The 23,302-nt window shown below is 50.2% G+C and carries 13 protein-coding genes, 2 tRNA genes and 3 rRNA genes; 7 read left to right on the forward strand and 11 right to left on the reverse strand.

The window, feature by feature from the left end; genetic code table 11:
• The first annotated feature begins 111 nt into the window (after positions 1-111).
• The 4 genes from EJN92_RS01745 (at position 112) to EJN92_RS01760 (ending at position 5,978) form a co-directional block, all read left to right on the forward strand.
• Positions 112-1,104, forward strand: a complete 993-nt coding sequence (locus EJN92_RS01745) for a branched-chain amino acid aminotransferase (protein ID WP_126126258.1) — start codon at positions 112-114, stop codon at positions 1,102-1,104.
• Positions 1,105-1,498: 394 nt separating this feature from the next.
• Positions 1,499-4,075 carry a PAS domain-containing sensor histidine kinase gene (locus EJN92_RS01750; protein WP_126126259.1) on the forward strand — a complete coding sequence of 859 codons (2,577 nt, stop codon included), beginning with the start codon at positions 1,499-1,501 and terminating at the stop codon, positions 4,073-4,075.
• 183 nt (positions 4,076-4,258) lie between these two features.
• Positions 4,259-5,140 (forward strand): hypothetical protein, encoded by an 882-nt coding sequence (locus EJN92_RS01755; RefSeq protein WP_126126260.1) that lies wholly within the window; start codon positions 4,259-4,261, stop codon positions 5,138-5,140.
• A 199-nt stretch (positions 5,141-5,339) separates the two neighbouring features.
• The gene (locus EJN92_RS01760) at positions 5,340-5,978 is read left to right on the forward strand and encodes a nitroreductase family protein (RefSeq protein ID WP_126126261.1); all 639 of its coding nucleotides are present in this window, start codon (positions 5,340-5,342) and stop codon (positions 5,976-5,978) included.
• Positions 5,979-6,227: 249 nt separating this feature from the next.
• Here EJN92_RS01760 and EJN92_RS01765 read toward each other — a convergent pair whose 3' ends face one another.
• Entirely contained in the window at positions 6,228-8,249 is a 2,022-nt protein-coding gene (locus EJN92_RS01765; RefSeq protein ID WP_126126262.1) for an LTA synthase family protein, read from the reverse strand.
• Between the two features lie 212 nt (positions 8,250-8,461).
• The gene (locus EJN92_RS01770; protein ID WP_126126263.1) at positions 8,462-9,655 is read right to left on the reverse strand and encodes an amino acid aminotransferase; all 1,194 of its coding nucleotides are present in this window, start codon (positions 9,653-9,655) and stop codon (positions 8,462-8,464) included.
• Positions 9,656-10,052: 397 nt separating this feature from the next.
• Between EJN92_RS01770 and EJN92_RS01775 the strand changes: the two genes are divergently transcribed.
• On the forward strand, positions 10,053-10,511 hold the full coding sequence (locus EJN92_RS01775) for a hypothetical protein (RefSeq protein WP_126126264.1): 459 nt from the start codon (positions 10,053-10,055) through the stop codon (positions 10,509-10,511).
• Between the two features lie 55 nt (positions 10,512-10,566).
• Complete coding sequence (locus EJN92_RS01780) at positions 10,567-11,019, forward strand: hypothetical protein (RefSeq protein WP_126126265.1); 453 nt, start codon at positions 10,567-10,569, stop codon at positions 11,017-11,019.
• A 67-nt stretch (positions 11,020-11,086) separates the two neighbouring features.
• Here the strand turns inward: EJN92_RS01780 and EJN92_RS01785 are convergent, their stop codons facing one another.
• Both EJN92_RS01785 and EJN92_RS01790 read right to left on the reverse strand, forming a co-directional pair.
• Entirely contained in the window at positions 11,087-11,704 is a 618-nt protein-coding gene (locus EJN92_RS01785) for a PEP-CTERM sorting domain-containing protein (protein ID WP_126126266.1), read from the reverse strand.
• A gap of 217 nt (positions 11,705-11,921) precedes the next feature.
• Positions 11,922-13,040 carry a YeiH family protein gene (locus EJN92_RS01790; RefSeq protein WP_126129708.1) on the reverse strand — a complete coding sequence of 373 codons (1,119 nt, stop codon included), beginning with the start codon at positions 13,038-13,040 and terminating at the stop codon, positions 11,922-11,924.
• Between the two features lie 183 nt (positions 13,041-13,223).
• On the opposite strand from EJN92_RS01790, the gene EJN92_RS01795 reads away from it, so the two are divergent.
• The gene (locus tag EJN92_RS01795) at positions 13,224-14,150 is read left to right on the forward strand and encodes a LysR family transcriptional regulator (protein WP_126126267.1); all 927 of its coding nucleotides are present in this window, start codon (positions 13,224-13,226) and stop codon (positions 14,148-14,150) included.
• Positions 14,151-14,467: 317 nt separating this feature from the next.
• On the opposite strand, the gene rrf is transcribed toward EJN92_RS01795, so the two are convergent.
• From rrf to EJN92_RS01835, 7 genes are all read right to left on the reverse strand, one after another.
• Positions 14,468-14,580: ribosomal RNA gene (gene rrf, locus EJN92_RS01800) — 5S ribosomal RNA — on the reverse strand.
• A 283-nt stretch (positions 14,581-14,863) separates the two neighbouring features.
• A 23S ribosomal RNA gene (locus EJN92_RS01805) occupies positions 14,864-17,740 on the reverse strand.
• Between the two features lie 469 nt (positions 17,741-18,209).
• Positions 18,210-18,286 (reverse strand) — tRNA-Ile (locus EJN92_RS01810).
• Between the two features lie 29 nt (positions 18,287-18,315).
• Positions 18,316-18,391, reverse strand: a tRNA-Ala gene (locus tag EJN92_RS01815).
• A 96-nt stretch (positions 18,392-18,487) separates the two neighbouring features.
• Positions 18,488-20,020 (reverse strand): 16S ribosomal RNA (locus EJN92_RS01820).
• The 16S, 23S and 5S rRNA genes sit together here with 2 tRNA genes alongside, the layout of an rRNA operon.
• 1,109 nt (positions 20,021-21,129) lie before the next feature.
• Positions 21,130-21,888, reverse strand: a complete 759-nt coding sequence (locus EJN92_RS01830; RefSeq protein ID WP_126126268.1) for a hypothetical protein — start codon at positions 21,886-21,888, stop codon at positions 21,130-21,132.
• Between the two features lie 471 nt (positions 21,889-22,359).
• A complete protein-coding gene (locus EJN92_RS01835) occupies positions 22,360-23,199 on the reverse strand; it encodes a CPBP family intramembrane glutamic endopeptidase (protein WP_170174847.1) in 840 nt (279 codons plus the stop codon).
• Positions 23,200-23,302: the final 103 nt, after the last annotated feature.

The following is a 23,302-nucleotide window of genomic DNA, read 5'->3' on the forward strand; positions in this document are numbered from 1 at the left end:
AGATGCTACTCCCCGCATATTGGTTTATTATTTTGCCAATCGCTAGACAACAGCATGCTCAGTCCAACGTCTAGAATTTTTTTGCAATCCTTCATTTCTTGAAAGAATCACATGGCAAGCGCAGAATTTGGAACAGTCTTTTTTGATGAAATAACACTCGCCAATTTTGATGGCGAGAAATGGTCAGACACTCGCTTTGGCCCTAGCGACCACCTGCCGCTACACCCAGCTTCGCACGTTTTACACTATGCCAGTACCTGTTTTGAAGGCATGAAGGCGTTTCGTGCGGCCGATGGTGCGGTCTGCGTTTTTCGCATCGACGACCATATCAAGCGCATGCAAAACAGCGCAGCGTCTTTGTATCTGCCGGTTCCTGATGCTGTGCAATTAAAGGCGATGATTTTAGATTTGCTAAAAAAGTACAAAGCTCAGGTCCCGGCCTTCCCTGGCTCCGCCTATATCCGCCCTACCCTGATCGGCACCGATCCCTCGATCGGCCGCGCTGCCGCACCGACCAGCACCGCGCTGCTGTATGTCTTGATCTCACCAGTGGGAGATTACTTCTCGGCCGACGCCACCATGCGCGTGTTGTTAGACACAGAAAACCAACGCTGCGCACCCCACTTTGGCAGCGTCAAATCCGGTGGCAATTACGCCAGTGCTTTGGGCTTAATCCAGAAAGCCAAAGAAAAATACAATACCGCCCAAGTGATTTTTGCACCGAATGGCGACGTACAAGAAACCGGTGCCGCCAATTGCCTCTTAATCAGCGATACTGAACTGCTAACGAAGCCTTTGAACAGCGAATTTTTACCCGGCATCACGCGTGACTCTTTGCTCAAAGTAGCGGCTAAATTAGGCTACCAAGTTACTGAGCGCAATATCTCGGCCAATGAATTAATCGAGTGGATCAAGACCGGCGAAGTCGCCTTGTCGGGCACCGCTGCGGTGTTGGCACCGGTCGGTGAGATCGTTTATCAAGATCAAACCCACACGGTGAATCAAGGCAAAGAAGCGGTCAATTCAAAACGCCTGCGCAAGTATCTGAACGATATTCAGCAAGGGATAGAAGAAGATACTTTTAACTGGATTACTAAGATTTGATTTTCTTGGCTTAGTCTAGCCAAGCAAGCGCTGGGGTGGCTGCGATTTTGCCATGCCCAGCCTAGCCCTAATCACTGCACAAGCGGGCTAGCCTTATGCCCGCCGACTTTTTTTTGCGCTATCGCTAGTTATCAACAAATACGTCCACATCCGTTCACATCACCCTACTCGCCGTTCGCACTGTCTCGTTTTCATAGGCACCTGCCCGCACGCGCATATTCCATGCGGGTTTACGGGCAGATGCCGCCAGCGGGCGCGTGGAATATGCGCGCTGGGCTGGCCTGCTTTTAGAATTTACCTCAGCAGGCTAGCGCGCCGGCCTTCCATCACAAAGAAATCCCGCATTATTTATTTTTAAGATAATATTGACATCTTTACATAGCGCGGAGGCTTTATGGAAAATTCCAGGGGTATCTCCTTGCGATGGGGCTTGGCCTTGATTATTTTCTTAAGCCTGCTCGTGCCCAGCAGTATCATCGTTGCGCTCGCCTATCAGGCTCTGTATGCCCAGACCCGCGACCAGGCGATACTTGCGGTGGGTGCGGCATCGCAAAGTCGCTACGAAAGCTTAAAACTGCGATTGCAGGCGATACAGGGGCGTACCGATACTGCCTTAATCGAATTACAGAAACACTGCGTTTCATTCACCACAAACCCGGCTTGCTACAAAACCGAATTACTCAGTCTACTGGCTCACGAAGACGCCGAGACGGTGATACTGCTCGCACCCGATGGCGCCCCCCTGCTGCTCGGCGCTAACCCTACGCTAGCGCTGGAAAATATCGCTTTCGCCCAAGGCCAACTCGCTTATTTTACGCCGCGGGTAGCGGGCAGTATCCCAAGTTTTTTTCTTCAAGCTAGCCAGCAAAGCCAAGGCGGGCAGCTCAGACTCTTGATCGGATTTTCAGTGAGCAAGTTACAAGCGATCTTCAACTACCCCAAGGAACTAGGGCATTCTGGCGAAACTTTTTTAGCCAATTCAAAAGGTTACTTCATCACCAGCGCGCGCTATAAATCGGTGCAAGGGCACGGTGTGGATCCTATCAGCGCAAGGCCGATGAAGCGTTGTTTATCGCCAGAAAATGCCGAGACCCTCGATCTGGATTATCGCGATGTGCCGATTATTCATGGTTTTCGTTTTATCCCCGAGATTGGTGGCGGCTGCATCATGGCGCATGTCGATCAAGCGGAAGCATTTGCTCCGGCGACCAGGCTAAGAAGCAAGGCCTTGCTGGCGGTTGCGCTGCTGGCCGCTCTAGGCGCGGCCCTGGCACTCGTGCTATCCAAACGTATTGTGCGCCCGCTGCAGGAGGTGACGGCGGCGATCAGCGATTTTGATTTGCATGCTTCGCTACGCGGCGAAACCACTCCCCGCGTCGGCAGTGCCTACAGAGAAATTGCGGCATTAGAAAGCAGCTTTTTATCGATGGCAGCAAAACTTTCCTTCGCCACCAAAGACACCGAAGCCTTACTCAGTGCGCTCAATTTCCACGCCATCGTCTCCGCGGCGGATCGTGACGGCAGCATCACACACGTCAATGAATTATTTTGCCGTATTAGTGGCTACAGCAAAGAAGAGCTGATCGGAGCCAACCATAGAATCGTGAGCTCGGGAGCGCAAAGCCGCGCCTTTTGGCAACAGGTATGGGCTTGCATTTCCAGTGGCAATCCCTGGCGTGGAGAAATCTGCAATCGTGCCAAAGATGGCCATCTTTACTGGGTCGATACGGTGATCGTGCCCTACAAAAACGCCAACAATGTGATAGAAAAATATGTCTCGATACGCTTTGACATTAGCGCCAGTAAAAATAGCGCTTTAGCGATTTTGGCGGCCAATGAGCAAACCCGGGCGGCTCTGGAAGAATTGCGCATCACCGAGGAACGTCATAATTTTGCGCTTGAAGGCAGTGGCGACGGCGTCTGGGATTGGGATATGCTAAACCATACGCTCTTGCTGTCACCGCGCTGGAAGTCGATGTTGGGGTATACCGAAGATGAAATTGGAACCGCATTAAGCGAGTGGACTTCACGCCTACACCCCGAAGACAAGTCCCGGGTGATGGCGGAAATACAGGAGAATTTAGACGGAAATTTAGACGGCAAGTCAGCCTTATTTAGCAGTCAGCATAGAGTGCGTTGCAAAGATGGGAGCTATCTATGGGTGTTCAGTCGCGGCAAAGTGGTTAGCCGCGATGCGCTAGGCAAGCCGCTGCGCATGACCGGCACACATTCCGACATCTCCAAACAAAAACAGATGGATAGAATTAAAACTGAATTTATCTCCACCGTCAGCCATGAGTTACGCACCCCAATCACCTCGATACGCGGTGCCCTAGGTTTACTCGAAGCCGGGGTACTTGGCACCTTGCCCGCCAAAGCGCTAGAGATCGTCACAGTGGCGCATCGCAATAGCCAGCGCCTCATCACCCTGGTCAATGACATACTCGACATGGATAAACTCTTATCCGGTAAACTGCCGCTGCATCTGGAGCCAGTCAGTCTGCACCAATTAATCCAGGATGCCATCAGCGCCAATGCCGCCTATGCCAGCCAGTATCAGGTCAGCTATCAGTACAGCGCAGTCGCCGAGGATTACCTGGTGATCGCCGACGCCAATCGACTCAGACAGGTATTGGATAATTTGATGTCGAACGCCGCAAAATTTTCCCATCCAGGGGCGCAAGTACATCTACGGGCGCGCCAGCAAAACCAAGCGGTGCTGGTCGAAGTTGAAGACTCTGGCAGCGGAATACCTGCGCAGTTCCAGAGCAAAGTGTTTGAGGCATTCGCCCAAGCCGATAGCGGCGACACCCGCAAACAAGGTAGCACCGGTCTAGGATTAAACATCTCAAAAAAATTGATCATCTCAATGGGCGGCGAAATTGGCTTCAGCTCAACCGCCGGACTAGGCAGTACATTTTGGTTTACGATACCACTGGCGCAGCAAGCAGAGTCAGCACAAATCGAGTAAACCAAGGCCTGTAAAAAGCAAGGATAGGCGCGCCAGTCAGCACCAACGGGGGCGCAGCGCGATACTTAGCTAGCCGCCACTATGCTCGCCCAAATGTAATTATACTAGCCAGAAAATTTCAGCACGCCGCTTACTTCAAGACTCACAATAACTCGCCCTTAGAATTTTTTACACTGATTAACGATGAAAAAAAACGCCCTACTCACTGGCCTCTTTTGCGCGCTGTTCAGCGCGGCAATCTCGGCCCAAGCTAACCCACAAGCTAATCCAACAACTAGCCCACTAACTAGCCCACTAACTAATCAGGCGAGCGCAGAAACTGCCGCCGCTTCGGCTGCCGAAGCCAGCGCTGAGCCTATCGCCGAGGTGGACGTCAGCGCCACTAAGAATCCGGATTGGAAACCGTATCGTGTCATGCTCAAGGGGCTCACTGCGTTTGAGCAGCAGCATGCTTTGGCACCGCAGGCCAGCGCCAAGTTCATCCTCAAGCCACGTAATGCGACGGCCACTTTGAGCGGGGTGGCATTGCGGCTGGCCAGTGATGCGCACAGCTTGGCGATCGCGCTGGCCGACAATGGCACTTTCACTTTGCCTCGTGACGCCCAGGCCGAACAAGACAATGCCGAGTTGATGATCAATCGTAAGAAGGAATTATTTCGCTGGTGGCCGTATGTGCGCAGCCCGCAGCTGGCCGCGCATCAAAGGCGGCTGGGTGATTTGCGTCTGGAGTGCCAGATGTTTTGGGCTATCCATTACGATGATCTACCGTTTATGGCGCGTAATTTTGTAAGGGCGCTGGGCGGTCCCTGCAAATCGAGTAAAGTCATGCTCAGCTTTCCAGCCGATTTCACCGATTTACGCAGCGCTAGCTTAATCCAAGGCGAGCGCCGGCTTGCGATCATGATGGAAAAACCAGAGAAATCGAATAAGCCAGTAGCGAGCTTTTCACCGCCCTTATTCGATACCAGTTTTAGCGACGACGCCATCATAGAGTTGGAATACGAAGCGGCACCCGACGCCAGCAAGATCAACTATCAGGGCTTGCATGTGAGAGTCAATTTTTAAGAAGGCGCGCTTAACGCCAAGACAGAAAAAAAATCGCTGCAGCGCTTGTGAAACCACTTACCCACCCCAGATGGGCTGGGTAAGCTGCAGCAAGGCTCCCAAAAAGTAGCCTTTGCAGCCGACGCGCCAGTCAGCCGACTTTAAGCGGTGAAGTCGCCTTGAGCGTTTCACTGTCAAGCCCTTATCCAGAAAGCGATTCATGTCCGACCTATTACAAAAGCTGCAATGGCGTTATGCCACAAAAAAAATGAACCCTGCCAAAGTGGTGGCGCAAGAGAAAATTGATCGCATCGTCGAAGCGGTACGTTTGACTGCCACATCGAGCGGCCTGCAGCCGTATGAACTGTTCGTCATCACCAATAAAGACGTGCGCGAAAAAATCAAGGCGGCTGCCTGGAACCAGGCGCAGATCACGGATTGCTCGCACCTGCTGGTGTTCGCCGCCTGGGATAATTACACGGCAGAGCGCATCAATATGATGTTTGATCTGACCAATGAAGAGCGCGGTTTTAAAAACGAAGGCTGGGAAAGCTATCGCCAGCAACTGCTGGGCAGCTACCCAGCACGCAGCGCCGAAGTGAATTATCAGCACGCGGCCCGCCAGGCTTACATCGGCGTCGGCACGGCCTTGATCGCAGCGGCGACCGAAGAAGTCGATAGCACACCGATGGAAGGTTTTGATACCGATGCAGTCGACGCCATCCTGGGATTAAAAGAGCGCGGCCTGCGCAGCGTCGTCATCATGCCTTTGGGCTATCGTGAAGAAGAGCAGGATTGGCTGGCCAAGCTGAAGAAAATCCGTCGCCCACATGCGCAGTTTGTCACCGAGATTAAGTAAAATTTAAATCTGCTTGCCTTAACGGAAGTAAAAAAAGGGACGGTATTTTACCGTCCCTTTTTTACGCCTGCGAGTTCAGCGCAACAGTCAGCACAACTATCAGCGACAGCAGCACCGATGCAGCAGAGCGAGGCACACGCAGCTCTCTTCAAGCAGCAAAAACCACATACTCCTCACCAGTATATTTTTACTACCCGCAATGTATATGCGGAAACGGCGATATTTTAAGAATTTTAGGGTGAGTATCCCTTAATGCTTAGCAGCGGGCTGTATCCGGTTTTCCAGCATCAGGTGGCTAATGCTTTGATAGTGCGCCAGCAGTAGTTGCTCTAGTTCTGACTTCACTGTGTCTGGCAGGTCGGCGCTATTGCCGACTGTGCGATTTAAATTATGCGAGATCCAGCCACGATTTGAAATCAGATCGATCACCTCGCCGCGCACCGACAAGGCGACCCGTTCTTCGACTCGCTCGGGGTCTAGCAGCGAGCGCCCTATTCCGGCGTAGCCAGTTGACCAATGCGCCAGCTCGGCGATAGTCGGCAAAATATCCACATGACTACCGATGCGATCATCGACCCCGGGCGTAATCCCTGGCCCGACGATCAGCAGCGGAATATGGTAAAGATTAGGCACGTGTTGTTTATAGTCGCCCACCCCGCTGACATGGTCACCGGTAATGATGAAGATGGTGTTGTCGTAATAGCCGGCTTGTTTGGCGGACGCCATCATTTCGGCAATCGCCCAATCGGCGTAATACATAGAATTTAGAAATTTATTCAGCTCACTGGTCTCGGGATATTTGCGCCAGCGCTGTTCCGGCACCATAAACGGTGCATGCGTGGTGGAGGTGAAAATATAGCCTAGAAATGGCTGCTGAGTTTGCTGCGCCTGAGCGAACAGGCGATTCGCTTGTTGCAGGGTATTGTGATCCCAGGTTCCCCACACCAAATCGGGCTTAGGCTTAGGGTGTAGCTCGGGCATATCTTCTGCGCCCAGATAAGTCGCGAAGCCAGCGCGCGCGGAAATAGAATTGAAACGAAACGAGACGCGGTGATCGCTCTGCAAAAAGATGGTCTGGTAGTTTTGCGCTTGCGCCATCTCGCCCATGAAACTCTGGCGATTTTGCTCTATGCCCTCACCGAGAAACAACATGCCGGGTAAAGTAGGCAGACTGGCCAGGATAGATTGCGCCGCCACAATAGAGCGCTGACCATTAGCAAAAAAGCGGGTGTACAGACGACCTTGCTTGGCCAGCGCATCAAAATGCGGAGTGGCACCGATAGGCGGCAGCTCCAGATGTGCGCGGATGGCATCGATGTGTTGCGCGCCCCAACTCTCTAGCACCAAGACCACCACATTGGGCGGCTTGGCGCTTGTGCCTGCTGACGCGTTGGCAGCCATATTCAACTGTCGATACAGCGGATAGGCCGGATCTTGAAATACGGGGTGCTGGCCTGCCAGCGATTTTTGGGTGCGTGCAATCGCCTCTTGCTGCGGCATAAAATCATGCACCGGCGGGGTATTGTCGGCCAGCGCATGACTCACGGCAAAGGCACCGTTGAGTGTCAGATAAGCCTGCGCCGAAGAATTAGAAAAAAAGGCATCCGAGACGCTGATAGGTTTATTGGTCCAGCCGCCGCGCCCGCTGACCACACACAAGGCCAACACCAACAACAAGCCGATCAACCTGAGCGAGCGATGTTTAATGACCGGCACTACAGGATGTACCACTCTATGCCAAACCCAGGCACCCAGCACCGAGAAAGCGGCGAACAGTGCCAGCAAGCCGGAATACTGATGCAAGGCCAACGTCAACATGGGGGCCAGATCGGCGCGTACGGTGCTGATCTCAGAGCCGACGTGGCGACCGACTTCACCGAAATACACGGCATCACCGATCAGCAAAACCACCAGTAGCAGTAAACCCAGATAGATAATCCAGCACCACAAGCGCTGCCAAATCGGGTGCTGCGCCCAGCGAAATGGCAGTAGTAAAAAAATACTCGGCAAGAACATACTAAAGGTGATCACCGAGAGATCAAAACGCAGACCTACCCAAAACGCCATCGCCACTTGCTGCAGATTGAGATTTCTAAAGTGCTCAAAATAGAATAGGTACAACGCCACCCTTGCCACCAAAAAAGGCAGCAGGCACAACAGCGCGATCAGCGCCAGACGTACATAGATATTTTGACGCTGCGCCAATATCAGTTTTTGTAGCGGGCTTGAAGTGGTGGCACGGGAAGAGTTAGCGGTAGAAGTCTGGGTCATTGCTTAGAGTACTAGGAGCTGGGATGGGGCTTGCGGTTTGCGGAATTTATTGCTGAGTTTATTGCTACAGGCTAGCAGTAAAAAATTGGGCCCTGCCCGCTCACGCATATCCCATGCGGCTTGCAGCCCGGGCAGGCTGGAAACCCGCATGGAATATGCGCATTGTCGGGGGTACTCATCAAAATGCGATAAGTGTGGCCCGCCAAGCTAATTTAGGCCAGTACCGCTGCCATCGCAGTGGCGGTGGCTTCGACGTTACCGGTATTTAAGCCTGCGACGCACATACGGCCAGAGCGCACCAGATACACGCCGAACTCTTCCTTCAAGCGATCGCACTGCTCTGCCGAAAGACCGGTGTAGCTAAACATGCCGCGCTGAGTCAGGAAATAGCTGAAGTCACGACCCGGTATTTTGGCACTCAAGACATCGTGCAGTTTTTTACGCATAGCCTGAATCCGTTCGCGCATAGCCACCACTTCGCCTTCCCATTGGGCGCGCAATTCTGGATCGGTCAGCACGCGTGCCACGATCTGGCCGCCATGCAGCGGTGGGTTAGAATAATTGCGGCGGATATTCGCCTTCATCTGGCCCAGCACATTCACCGCTTGCGCCGCATCCGGGCACACCACGCTCAAGGCACCGCAACGCTCGCCGTACAGGCTCATGCTCTTGGAGAAAGAATTGGCGACGAAGAAGCTCAAGCCAGAATCGCCCAGCAGGCGGATGGCATACGCGTCTTCGGCTATGCCCTCACCGTAACCTTGATAGGCAATATCGAGGAAAGGGATTAGTTCGCGCTCTTTTAACACGGGCACCAAAGCTTGCCACTGTGCCTGCGTCAGATCGACACCGGTAGGATTGTGGCAGCAAGCATGCAATAAGACGATGCTGTGTTTCTCGGCTTGCTGCAAGGCAGCAAGCATCGCATCAAAACGCAGACCACCGGTAGCCGCATCGTAGTAAGGATAGGTTTTAACCGTGATGCCCGAGCCTTCAAACACGGCGCGGTGATTATCCCAGGTTGGGTCGCTGATCAGCATGGTGCTGTTCGGAAAATAGCGTTTAATAAAATCGCCACCGACTTTTAATCCACCGCTAGAACCCACGGTTTGCAAGGTCACCACGCGACCCGCCTTGACGGCAGCATGCTCGGCACCGAACAGTAAATGCTGAACTGCGGTGCGGAAATTGGCCGCGCCTTCCATCGGTAGATAAGGACGGGCGCCGGCTTCGGCCACCACTTTCAATTCGGCCGCGCGCACCGACGGCAACATAGGGATCTTACCGGCATCGTCAAAGTAAATCCCGATAGAGAGATTAATCTTATTGGTACGAGGATCCTTGCCAAAGGCTTCGTTCAAGGAAAGAATAGGATCGCCCGCGTAGGCTTCGACGTGTTGAAACATGGTAAGAACTCCAGAAAAATGAAGATATCGTCAAATGATGGCTACTCCAAATGCGTTGCAAAAAAGCCCGCAATTAGCGCCAGACCGCTATTTTGCCACATTCATCAGGCTCTGCCCGATTGCTGCTGATTTAAGCAGCAAATTTACGCAGTAAATTGAGGCAGTAAATTTAAACGTCTGATTGCGATCACAATACCAATCAGCATAGCAATCCGCACCGAAATTAGCGCAATAACCGCCTTGCAGGTCTGCGTTCATTCGCCAAACTGAAGAAGAGAGCACAGCCACGATGCCTGCTTAATTCACAGGGGAATTGATTAAATGAATATTAACGGTGAAAATACTGCCAGATCCCGCTCAATGAACATTAGAACTTACCAAGTACAAGGAAGTCTCCATGCCCCTGCCCGATAACATAGACCAGTTCAATCGCATCGTTCTGCATACCTTAGCGCGCCTGTACGCAGCCTTTCCGAAACCAACTGAACTTAATCTCGCAGAGATCGCCGCACTGGCAAATCCTGCGCAGATCGCCAGTGAGCACAGCTTAGAATCACTCGAAGCTAGCTTTGAAGCGCTGAGCTTTCTGAAAGATGAGGGTCTGATCCGCTATTCGGATCACTACGCTGACGGCCCCATCCTGTTTCAGACTCAGCTAAGCATGAAAGCGCTGACGGTGCTTGGCCAGATCAGAGATAATCCAGATCAACTGACTATGATTACACGCATACGCAGTGCCTTAGCGACCGGCGAGCACTCGCTCCAGAGCGAAGCAATCGCGCACATCGTCTTACAGTTATTTGCGCTGGCAATAGCCGCAACGCCAACAGGAAATTTACTCAATTCCAAACACTAATATTTACACGATTAAACGCAGCAAACTCAGAGGCTAGCCTTAAAAGGAAAACACCATGCTACACGCCGACTTCCCTGTTGTTGAGGGCAACTACCAACTCACTCCCAATTGGGGGATTACGCTGCCGGGCAAATTCAATCGCCGCATAGAAGAAGGCGATCTGGTGCTTTGGAATCCCCAGTTGACCATCTGGATCGCGATCTGGAATAACGACCATGCCCAAAGCCAAGAAGCGCGTCTTGAGAATATCAAAAAGGTGATGTCGAATGATGCCCACCAAGTCAGCACCAGCAGCAGTGAGGGCATGCTGCGCTTTAGCTATCGCCTGCACGAGAACATCAGCGAGCAAGATGGTATCGCTGAGGAGCCGGAAACTGTCGCCGCTTTTCATTGCTTTGCATTAGGTGAACGCGGACAAGTCGAGATGGCGGTCTATCTCGATAGCGAAGCTGATGTAAAACAGGCCGAGGCGATTTTACTGAGCCTGAAGGAAACCGTGACATCCTGAGTGATTTACTTCCCTGCCCAAACGTAAAAAAACCCGCTAAAGCGGGTTTTTTATTGAGTGCAAATTCTTACTTAGCGCCGCGCTTGCGTGCTGCTGCCAAACTTGCCAAACCTAGGCCCAACAAAACCAGGGAAGCTGGCTCAGGTACTTGTGAACCATTGTTCACCGCATTGATTCTGGCTGAGAAATAAACAGTTTGGAAATCGTTACCAGTGTTACTGACATAGTTCCAGATCCAGGTTGGCGAATTTGTACCGTAGCCAGGACGCATGCCCCATGGACCAACGCCATTATTGCCTTCGCCTACCGCAGCAGAAGTGGCATTGCCAAAACCAGTCGTGTTTTGCTTCCAGTCAGTTGGATTCGTCAACAGCAATTGGGTCGCATTATCGAAAGCAAAAGCATTGTCACTCAAGCTAAACATGCCCAGAAAGCCGCCAGGACCACCTTGATTGGTTGCCACCATATGAATGTATTGTGTGGTGTTTGCTGCCAAAGTCGCACTCGAAGTGTAAGTCGTTGGCCAACTATTTCCTGAGCCCATCAAGCTGCCTAAAACTGCATCGCTAGTGGAAACATACAATCTAAACGTATTATCAACGTTAGTCGTGGCGGTCAGGACGGTTGCATTGGCAGAACTAAAACCGACGATACTTAACAACATGGAAGCGAGTAAATTTTTCATTATTTATAGAGTGAATTGAACATGGCAGACTAATAAGCAATATATATGCCTGGAATACATTTCCCTATAAAATCATTTACTTAAGGGAATTTCAGTATCAACCCATTTGTGCAGTGTAAAATTTTCCGACACATTTTATTCTTTCTTTTACACCAAATCCAAACCGCACCTCAGCCAACATCCACAGCGTGGCTAGCTGTAAAACTTGCGATAACACCTAGGCCCATAGGCTAAACACCGCTAAATTTATCAGTGCCCCGCCTAGCATCAGCCACAAGAATAACAATGCCCCCAACAACAGCGGCTTAATGCCCGCCTGTCGGATCACAGAGACCTGCGTCGTCAAACCTAAAGCGGCCATGGCCATTGCCATTAACAGGCCGTCAAAATTGATTAGCCAGTTGACGACTTCAGCAGATAGGCACGCCAGCGAATTGAGCGCGACCACCAGCATAAAGCCCAGAGTAAACCAAGGAAAGCTGATGCCGCTGAATGCCCCCTCAGCTGGTTGATTGCGCTCTTCAGCAACGCGCTTATCGCGCAGCAGATAAATCGATAACATTATCAAAAAAGGGGCCAGCATCATCACCCTGAGCATTTTGGCGATGACTGCGGTATTAGCAGCATCCTGGCTAACCGCGCGCCCCGCTGCCACGACTTGCGCCACCTCATGCAAGCTCGATCCTATATAAATACCGAAAACCTGCGGCGAAACAGTCAGCCATTGCCATTCTTGATTTAGCTGATACAGCAAGGGGTAAGCGAACATCGCGATACTGCCAAAGACCACCACCGTCGCCACCGCCACCGTAATTTTTTCCGACTTGGCCTGCAATACCGGCTCAGTCGCCATCACCGCAGCTGCACCGCAAATAGAACTACCGGCGCCGATCAGGATAACCGTCTCACGATCAAGCTTGAACAGCTTCAAGCCTAGCAATAGCGCCAGCACAAAGGTAGAGCTGAGCATCAGGACGTCGATCAACACGCCAGCGACACCGACCTGCGCCACGTCCTGAAACGTCAGACGCAAACCGTACAAGACGACCGCCAGCCGCAGTAAAGTTTGCTTAGAAAAAGCCACGCCAGCAGCACATGGTGTCGCTATGCGCGGAAACACTGTATTGCCGAAAAATATTCCTAGAAGTATCGCAATCGTTAGTGTGCTCAGCGCATGCTGCTGGAAGTAGGCAACTTGCCCCAAAGCGCTGGAAAACCAGGCAATAGCTGCACTCAATAGCGCGCCTGGTGCCACTTTGGATAGCCAGGAAGCCGGGCCAGCGACAAGCAGATTTACAGCACTGAAAACAGGGAATTTGGCAGTTAGGCTAGACATCATGTTCCTATCGATAACGGTACAAAACCGAATATAAGTAGTCTACAGATGCCGATTGAAACTATAAAACGACTTGTTTATGTATAATCAAGCTAAATTTCAGCTTGATACCAACTCAATTGCAGCTCAATATTTTCTAGGCCTTACTGCTTTTTCCTTAAACTTAATTGGAATATTTTTCAGATGCGGCTAAGTCTTAGACAATTACAGATCTTCCTCGCCGTATGCGACCAGGGCAGTACTGCCGCCGCCGCTAACGTGGTGGCTTTGTCGCAATCGGCCACCAGTGCCGCCTTGAATGAACTAGAACACCTGCTAAGCACACAGCTATTCGACCGCGTCGGCAAACGCCTAATTCTCAATGATAATGGGCGCCTACTGTTACCGCAGGCGCGCCAATTAATCGATGACGCAGTCAACATAGAACGGCAATTCTCCGGTGAGAATGTAAGCCTAGCCATACAGCTGCGCTTAGCTGCCAGTACCACCATAGGCATCTACCATTTACCGCAACTACTTGCCGGATTTTCAGAGTTGACAGTGCAGGCTAATCCACGCGTCTTCATTGCCAACACCAGCGAAGTCGCCACGGCAGTGGCCAATTTTACGGCAGACCTGGGTTTCATCGAAGGCCCTTGCCAGCAGCCTGAGCTGATCGTGGAGCCCTGGATTAAAGATGAATTGATCATAGTTTGCGCTCCCTCGCATGCAGTACGGCTAAATAAAAATGCCACCACGAATCGCACTCAGGATAGTGAACAACTTTCGCTATCCACCTTAAGCACATCGGCGTGGCTAATGCGTGAAGCCGGCTCGGGCACCCGCGCGGCAGTGGAACACGCCTTGCTACCCCACCTGCATAATTTGAACTGCGCGGCAGAACTAAGTAACTCTGAAGCAATTAAACATGCGGCGGCGGCTGGACTAGGATTGGCCTGCCTGTCACGCGTGCTGGTGACCGACATGCTCGCGTTAGGCAGCCTGGTAGAACTGCACACAGCACTGCCGCCGCTGCAACGTCATTTCTATCTGATATACAGAAAGCACAAAATCATGTCATCGCGACTAGCGCACTTTATGCAGTTTTGCCGCGATTGGCACTTAAGCTAAATCCTCATTAGATATACTCCCCCGATTTTTTAAGTAAATCAGCCGCTTGCCCGCGCAGTGTTTGTGGGTTTTAAATATACAGAGGGGAGTATTTTTGAGGTGTGGCAGGTTGGTGAGTGCGTTTCAGGCGAAGCCTTGGGTTTAAAGAACTCTCGGGACATGCCTGAGGCCTAGAAGAAGGTGGTGCATGCGTCGCGTCCTCGCAGGGTGTCGGAACATGCAAGGTCAGTGCAGTGCGCTATGGGAGTTGTCTTCGAACGGATTGCGCAAAGCAAAAACCCCTCAACAGGTAGCTGTTGAGGGGTTTTCTAATAAAAGCCTGACGATGACCTACTTTCACACTGGTTGCAGCACTATCATTGGCGCGGAGTCGTTTCACGGTCCTGTTCGGGATGGGAAGGGGTGGTACCGACTTGCTATGGTCATCAGGCATAACTTGTTGACTGATTGTGGTTCACGTTATTCTGTGAATCGCAAACAATCCAATTGGGAAGAAGTGTCGTAGGGCGGTTTGCACCACCAAGGCAAGCGAACATGGTTCACTTGTCCATCAATAATCTTTGTGCTGAGCGATTGACCATCGCTGCAGCGTGCCTGCATGTTGAGTGCAGGACTTAGGCGGTTGTGATTTGTACCAAACTTCGTCGATTTCTCGACTACATAAGGCAAACACACAAACAATACTTGTCGTAAATCTATAACACTAAAGTTATAGGGACAAGCCTTACGGGCAATTAGTACTGGTTAGCTTAATGCATTACTGCACTTCCACACCCAGCCTATCAACGTCCTGGTCTCGAACGACCCTTTAAAGAGATCTAGTCTCTGGGAAGTCTCATCTTAAGGCTAGTTTCCCGCTTAGATGCTTTCAGCGGTTATCTATTCCGAACATAGCTACTCGGCAATGCCACTGGCGTGACAACCGATACACCAGAGGTTCGTCCACTCCGGTCCTCTCGTACTAGGAGCAGCCCCCTTCAAACTTCCAACGCCCACGGCAGATAGGGACCAAACTGTCTCACGACGTTTTAAACCCAGCTCACGTACCACTTTAAATGGCGAACAGCCATACCCTTGGGACCGGCTACAGCCCCAGGATGTGATGAGCCGACATCGAGGTGCCAAACTCCCCCGTCGATATGAACTCTTGGGAGGAATCAGCCTGTTATCCCCAGAGTACCTTTTATCCGTTGAGCGATGGCCCTTCCATACAGAACCACCGGATCACTATGTCCTACTTTCGTACCTGCTCGACTTGTCAGTCTCGCAGTTAAGCACGCTTATGCCATTGCACTATCGTCACGATGTCCGACCGTAACTAGCGTACCTTCGAACTCCTCCGTTACACTTTGGGAGGAGACCGCCCCAGTCAAACTGCCTACCATGCACTGTCCCCGATCCGGATAACGGACCAAGGTTAGAACCTCAAACAAACCAGGGTGGTATTTCAAGGATGGCTCCACGCAGACTGGCGTCCACGCTTCAAAGCCTCCCACCTATCCTACACAGATTGGTTCAAAGTCCAATGCAAAGCTACAGTAAAGGTTCATGGGGTCTTTCCGTCTAGCCGCGGGTAGATTGCATCATCACAAACATTTCAACTTCGCTGAGTCTCGGGAGGAGACAGTGTGGCCATCATTACTCCATTCGTGCAGGTCGGAACTTACCCGACAAGGAATTTCGCTACCTTAGGACCGTTATAGTTACGGCCGCCGTTTACTGGGACTTCAATCAAGAGCTTGCACCCCATCATTTAATCTTCCAGCACCGGGCAGGAGTCACACCATATACGTCCACTTTCGTGTTTGCATAGTGCTGTGTTTTTATTAAACAGTTGCAGCCACCAGTTTATTGCAACCCTTTCATCCTTCCCCCGCAGGGGGGTCAAACTACAAGGGCGTACCTTATCCCGAAGTTACGGTACCAATTTGCCGAGTTCCTTCTCCCGAGTTCTCTCAAGCGCCTTAGAATACTCATCTCGCCCACCTGTGTCGGTTTGCGGTACGGTCTCGTATGACTGAAGCTTAGAGGCTTTTCTTGGAACCACTTCCGATTGCTTCGTGAACAAGTTCACTCGTCTCAACCCCTTGAATTACGCACCCGGATTTGCCTAAGTGCCTTCTACAAGTCAAGAACAGGCTCATCCAACCGCCTGACAACCTTCCGCGATCCGTCCCCCCATCGCATCATACGACGGTGCAGGAATATTAACCTGCTTCCCATCAGCTACGCATCTCTGCCTCGCCTTAGGGGCCGACTCACCCTGCTCCGATGAACGTTGAACAGGAAACCTTGGGCTTACGGCGTGGAGGCTTTTCACCCCCATTATCGCTACTCATGTCAGCATTCGCACTTCTGATACCTCCAGCATCCTTTACAAGACACCTTCGCAGGCTTACAGAACGCTCTCCTACCATATGTCCTAAAACATATCCGCAGCTTCGGTGTATCGCTTAGCCCCGTTACATCTTCCGCGCAGGACGACTCGATCAGTGAGCTATTACGCTTTCTTTAAAGGGTGGCTGCTTCTAAGCCAACCTCCTGACTGTTTTAGCCTTCCCACTTCGTTTTCCACTTAGCGATACTTTGGGACCTTAGCTGGCGGTCTGGGTTGTTTCCCTCTTGACGCCGGACGTTAGCACCCGACGTCTGTCTCCCAAGCTCGCACTCATCGGTATTCGGAGTTTGCAATGGGTTGGTAAGTCGCGATGACCCCCTAGCCATAACAGTGCTCTACCCCCGATGGTGATACTTGAGGCACTACCTAAATAGTTTTCGGAGAGAACCAGCTATTTCCAAGTTTGTTTAGCCTTTCACCCCTACCCACAGCTCATCCCCTAATTTTTCAACATTAGTGGGTTCGGACCTCCAGTACCTGTTACGGCACCTTCATCCTGGCCATGAGTAGATCACTTGGTTTCGGGTCTACACCCAGCGACTAATTTCGCCCTATTCGGACTCGATTTCTCTACGGCTTCCCTATGCGGTTAACCTTGCCACTGAATGTAAGTCGCTGACCCATTATACAAAAGGTACGCAGTCACGGAACAAGTCCGCTCCTACTGTTTGTATGCACACGGTTTCAGGATCTATTTCACTCCCCTTCCGGGGTTCTTTTCGCCTTTCCCTCACGGTACTGGTTCACTATCGGTCGATTACGAGTATTTAGCCTTGGAGGATGGTCCCCCCATGTTCAGACAGGATTTCACGTGTCCCGCCCTACTTGTCGCAAACTTAGTTCCACACCGATGATTTCATATAAGGGGCTATCACCCTCTATGGCTGGACTTTCCATTCCATTCTATTATCAAAGATGCTAAATCTTGCAGGCTGTTCCCATTTCGCTCGCCACTACTTTGGGAATCTCGGTTGATTTCTTTTCCTGCAGCTACTTAGATGTTTCAGTTCGCCGCGTTCGCCTTGCATACCTATGTATTGAGTATGCAATACCCCTAAGGGTGGGTTTCCCCATTCGGAAATCTGCGGATCAAAGTGTGTTTGCTCACTCCCCGCAGCTTATCGCAAGCTACTACGTCCTTCATCGCCTGTAATCGCCAAGGCATCCACCATGTGCACTTAGTCACTTGTCCCTATAACTTTAGATTCTGGCGTCTGATTGTTCACATCAAAGTAAAAATCTACTTTGATGTGGTGCTAGTTCAAAATCACTGGCAGAGCCAGATGATTTTTCCAGTAACACCTACGCTCAGGTTCATCACCAAAAAATCGCTATAGTTCTTATTACTATGAGTATTACTTTAGCGTTTGCCGTATCTCAAGATATTTGATTTTCTAAAACCCTGTATTGCTACAGTGCTTTTCAAACTCTTTTTAATACATTTTATGTTTGTTTGATACAATCACAACCCTTCCATGAATTATCGTTAATAACTGTCGTTATTAATTTCCTTCACAGAAATAATTTTGATTATTTCTACTTTACTTCTTCTCAATTGTTAAAGAACGGTCTTACTTGATACTTTGCTTTCGTTTCGAAAGAACAAATCTCAATAGCGCGCGCGCTACTCACATTTGTTTTTTCTTCCCACTCCATTTTACTGGTAGGGCTGGTTGGACTCGAACCAACGACCCCCGCGTTATCAACACGGTGCTCTAACCAGCTGAGCTACAGCCCCACTTATTTACGACTTCTTTACTACGTAAATGGTGGAGGTTAACGGGATCGAACCGTTCACCCCCTGCTTGCAAAGCAGGTGCTCTACCAGATGAGCTAAACCCCCAATTCGGGAACTCGGTACCGATGAATCGCTCCATCGCTACGTTCTTTATCATTAACAGTCAATAAGTGTGGACACTTAACTTGTAGCGCACTCTAGAAAGGAGGTGATCCAGCCGCACCTTCCGATACGGCTACCTTGTTACGACTTCACCCCAGTCACGAATCCCGCCGTGGTAAGCGCCCTCCTTACGGTTAAGCTACCTACTTCTGGCGAAACCCGCTCCCATGGTGTGACGGGCGGTGTGTACAAGACCCGGGAACGTATTCACCGCGACATGCTGATCCGCGATTACTAGCGATTCCAACTTCATGTAGTCGAGTTGCAGACTACAATCCGGACTACGATACACTTTCTGGGATTAGCTCCCCCTCGCGGGTTGGCGGCCCTCTGTATGTACCATTGTATGACGTGTGAAGCCCTACCCATAAGGGCCATGAGGACTTGACGTCATCCCCACCTTCCTCCGGTTTGTCACCGGCAGTCTCATTAGAGTGCTCAACTTAATGTAGCAACTAATGACAAGGGTTGCGCTCGTTGCGGGACTTAACCCAACATCTCACGACACGAGCTGACGACAGCCATGCAGCACCTGTGTTACAGTTCTCTTGCGAGCACCGCCAAATCTCTTCGGCATTCTGTACATGTCAAGGGTAGGTAAGGTTTTTCGCGTTGCATCGAATTAATCCACATCATCCACCGCTTGTGCGGGTCCCCGTCAATTCCTTTGAGTTTTAATCTTGCGACCGTACTCCCCAGGCGGTCTACTTCACGCGTTAGCTGCGTTACTAAGTCAATTAAGACCCAACAACTAGTAGACATCGTTTAGGGCGTGGACTACCAGGGTATCTAATCCTGTTTGCTCCCCACGCTTTCGTGCATGAGCGTCAGTGTTATCCCAGGGGGCTGCCTTCGCCATCGGTATTCCTCCACATATCTACGCATTTCACTGCTACACGTGGAATTCTACCCCCCTCTGACACACTCTAGCCATACAGTCTCAAATGCAGTTCCTAGGTTGAGCCCAGGGATTTCACATCTGACTTATATAACCGCCTGCGCACGCTTTACGCCCAGTAATTCCGATTAACGCTTGCACCCTACGTATTACCGCGGCTGCTGGCACGTAGTTAGCCGGTGCTTATTCTTCAGGTACCGTCATGAGCAGTCTGTATTAGAGACTACCTTTTCTTCCCTGACAAAAGAGCTTTACAACCCGAAGGCCTTCTTCACTCACGCGGCATTGCTGGATCAGGGTTGCCCCCATTGTCCAAAATTCCCCACTGCTGCCTCCCGTAGGAGTCTGGACCGTGTCTCAGTTCCAGTGTGGCTGGTCGTTCTCTCAAACCAGCTACTGATCGTCGCCTTGGTAGGCTTTTACCCTACCAACTAGCTAATCAGATATCGGCCACTCCATGAGCATGAGGTCTTGCGATCCCCCACTTTCATCCTCAGATCGTATGCGGTATTAGCGTAACTTTCGCTACGTTATCCCCCACTCTAGGGTATGTTCCGATATATTACTCACCCGTTCGCCACTCGTCGCCAGATTGCTCCGCGTTACCGTTCGACTTGCATGTGTAAGGCATGCCGCCAGCGTTCAATCTGAGCCAGGATCAAACTCTTCAGTTTAATCTCTGTTTTGTGTTCATTTCTGAACTCCGTTCTTGCGAACGGTGTCGCTCACTCAAATAACTGACAGGCTACTTTTGAACTTGCGTTCTCAAGCATCCTATTTATTACTTTTGCGAACATTTGATATTTTTTAAGTTGAACTAACTACCGAAGTAATTAGCCGCGCTCTTTATCAAGTGCCCACATTTATTGACTGTTAATTGTTAAAGATCTGTCTTCTGTTTTTTGGCGCGTCACTATCGATTCTCACCGACTGCAAAGCGTTTCTGCCAGATTGCTACAAAGCGTTTTGTTTGTAAGCAGCAGAGAGATGAGATTATGCGGCATTTCCTTCTACTCGTCAACCCCTTGTTTTATTAGCGCTTGAATTTGATTCACATCGTCACTCAAACCTAGGACTGCTTCGCTTGCCTTACTTTCTTCATTTCGCCCCGCTCTTCAGCGGGAGGCGAACTATAGCAAAGCTTGCGCTGGATTGGCAAGCTTTTGTTTTAACGATTATTTGCGGAGGGACTCAACTCATACGATACGAACTTAAATTTTTACTGGGATACACAAAGCAGTCTAAAAATACTAAGCAATGCCACCAATCTCGATAATAAGCCAATAAAGCACAGAATTCGACGTAGGACCTCTTGGAATGGTTTTATTCATAATTAGGTTTCCCAGCTAGAGACGCACCTCCGAAATCAGGGACACAGCGGATACATGGAATGTTTTTTAAGTCTAGACGAAAAAAAGGATTACAAGAATAACCTTGTAATCCTTTGATTTTACAACGAATTCGGTGGGGTGGACGATGGGGCTCGAACCCACGACAACAGGAATCACAATCCGGAACTACACCACGCTCAAAGCCACGTCCAGCTTCACTCTTATCCATCAAATTTCCAACAAAACAAAAGTTACCCACAACGAATTACTTAGCTCTCCGGATAGGTATTGGAAAGTTTTCAGTCATTCTTTTATGTTTTTTAGAACGTTAACATGAGCTATCTCCAAGTAGTCCAAGTTTTTGTCCGCCCCCCCCCCCGATGGGCCAATATTCAGTCGACGCCAACACATTCCGTCTCAATTGTCGTTAAACATTACCGATGTATCTTTTCTTATTGAATCGTTACCGCACTCCGGTATTCAAACTCCACAAGCGTATCGTCAGGCCAGCTTCGATCATGTATCGGCGGCAGGTAAATATGACCATTCTCCTCTATCCATTTAGATGCCAGCATTTCGCGCCGTTGAGTAGATATCAGATACACAGCTGCAAGTGGAAGAAGCGAGATGTAGTCAACTTTAATCGCTGCGCTATTGCATGGACCACCGAAAGCGTTGATGGAATTGCGGAAGAAAGACCATAGTTCGGCCTGCTCTACCGCCCAGCGCACAGCGCATTCCAGACGCAGGTCCCCCAAGCGGCGTGTGCCTACAGGTATGCCGGGTGTATGGATGTCGGGCCGCCAGCTAAGCGTGTTACGCCTCTTACTTAACATGATCTCTGCGCCCTTTTCGGCAACCTCATCATTGCGCGGCAAAGCAAATGTCCCATTAGGGGCCACCGGCACCATGATCCTAATATCATCCGTCTCGATCGTCATTTTGACGTCAGTTACAGTTACATTGTCGTAACGAGGGCGTAGTACAAAGAGCAAATCCGCCATTGGCGCCAGCTTGTGCTGCTCATCGAATACTTTTATGCCTGTCATGAATGCCTTATACGGCTTCCAATCAGGGTCTCTGGTGCTGGCTACAAAAACAGCTTGCACCTCGGGCATGGGCTCCGCATCAACACTAGTTGGTGCGGGTTGTGCTGTTGCGCACGCAAGCATTTGCGTGGCAACAATTACTGCATAAATATAATATTTCATTTGTTCTAGCCAATTTTTTTATGTGGATTGGATCGCCTCCTAGAAAACAGAAACAGACCATTTGATCACCACGCTTTGGTTAAGTCGCCAGCTAGTGCGGTGCGAGTATTCCTGATGCGTTCCGAATACGAATACTTTTCGATCGACTTGATCGCGCAAGCCGCAGTTTCCGATAGTCGTCATTCGCTTCCAGGTTCGCAGCAACTTCTGCTTGATTCAACAAGATACCGGCCCTCGCCGTAAGCGCGATAGCTTGTGTAATAGCATTGTGTGCGCGGGCCAAACTTCCGACGTAGCCGATGCTGGGCGAATCATGCGCAGCTCTAACTTGCATCACGGGAGCGTCGCATGGTGACCGATTTATTAATCAAGCCGCCTCATAGAATTCAACAACTCTCTATCCCAAAATTCGATCTGTTGACTATTTTGTTCCTGGAAATCGTTTCATACAGCCGACCGACGTTAAGTAAATTAATTTCTCCGCTTAGCAATCCTTAATAGCCATAACGTTACGATCGTGAGTACAACCAACGTTACTAACGATCCTTCAATCCCATAAGCACCTCCACTTAGCCATTCAGGCCCAGAGAGTTTGCCTTGCAAAAAACCTTTGGCAGGATGACCATAAGTTGGAAGCGAAAACACGGCAACCGACATAAAATTCCAAGCAAAGTGGATACCAACGGCCAACCACAAGCGTCTCGTGACCATATAGGCGGCGCAAAACAGCAAGCCAGCTACCGCTGTGACGGCGATGGACAACAAAGTGATACCAGCGTTTGGAAAATGAGCCAATGTAAATAGAACTACCGAAATTAGAAGAGCCGATAAGGTTCCTATTGACTTCTCAACAATGCGAAAAATAATTCCTCGAAACAAAATTTCTTCAAAAAATGCCACGAGGAGCATTTCGGAAAATGGTGATGCTAAGGTGATCCACTGATTCGTGCTGACAATCTGAAAGGCATCGGTTGCCATCAAAGTGCAGAGGACGACCAAAATTGCTACGCTGCCTATTACAACACCAAAACCAAATTCATTTGCGGCACCGACGCGAGAAAACTCAACAACTTCGCGCTTCTCCACCTTATTTACATACATCACGTAAGCTGCGATACACAACACAGCGCACACCATTTGCGGCCAGACTTGGCGCATTGACTTGTCCAATGCCTGCTGGACCAAGATCAATGTCAACGCAACCGGTAATGCAACAAAAAGCGTTGCAATGAAGATTCGTGATATCGGGTGAGCAAAAAGCCGAGCACTACGTGAAAGTCCCTGAGAATATTGATTATTTGAAGTTTTCATGATTTTTATGATGATTGATTTAATAAGAAAAGTAATCTGGAAAATTACTTCGTATTCCCGATTAGAGACAATAACGCGCATAAACCGCGAAATAAATAATTAT

The organism is Undibacterium parvum (assembly GCF_003955735.1).
GTDB classification, from domain to species: Bacteria; Pseudomonadota; Gammaproteobacteria; order Burkholderiales; family Burkholderiaceae_D; genus Undibacterium; species Undibacterium parvum.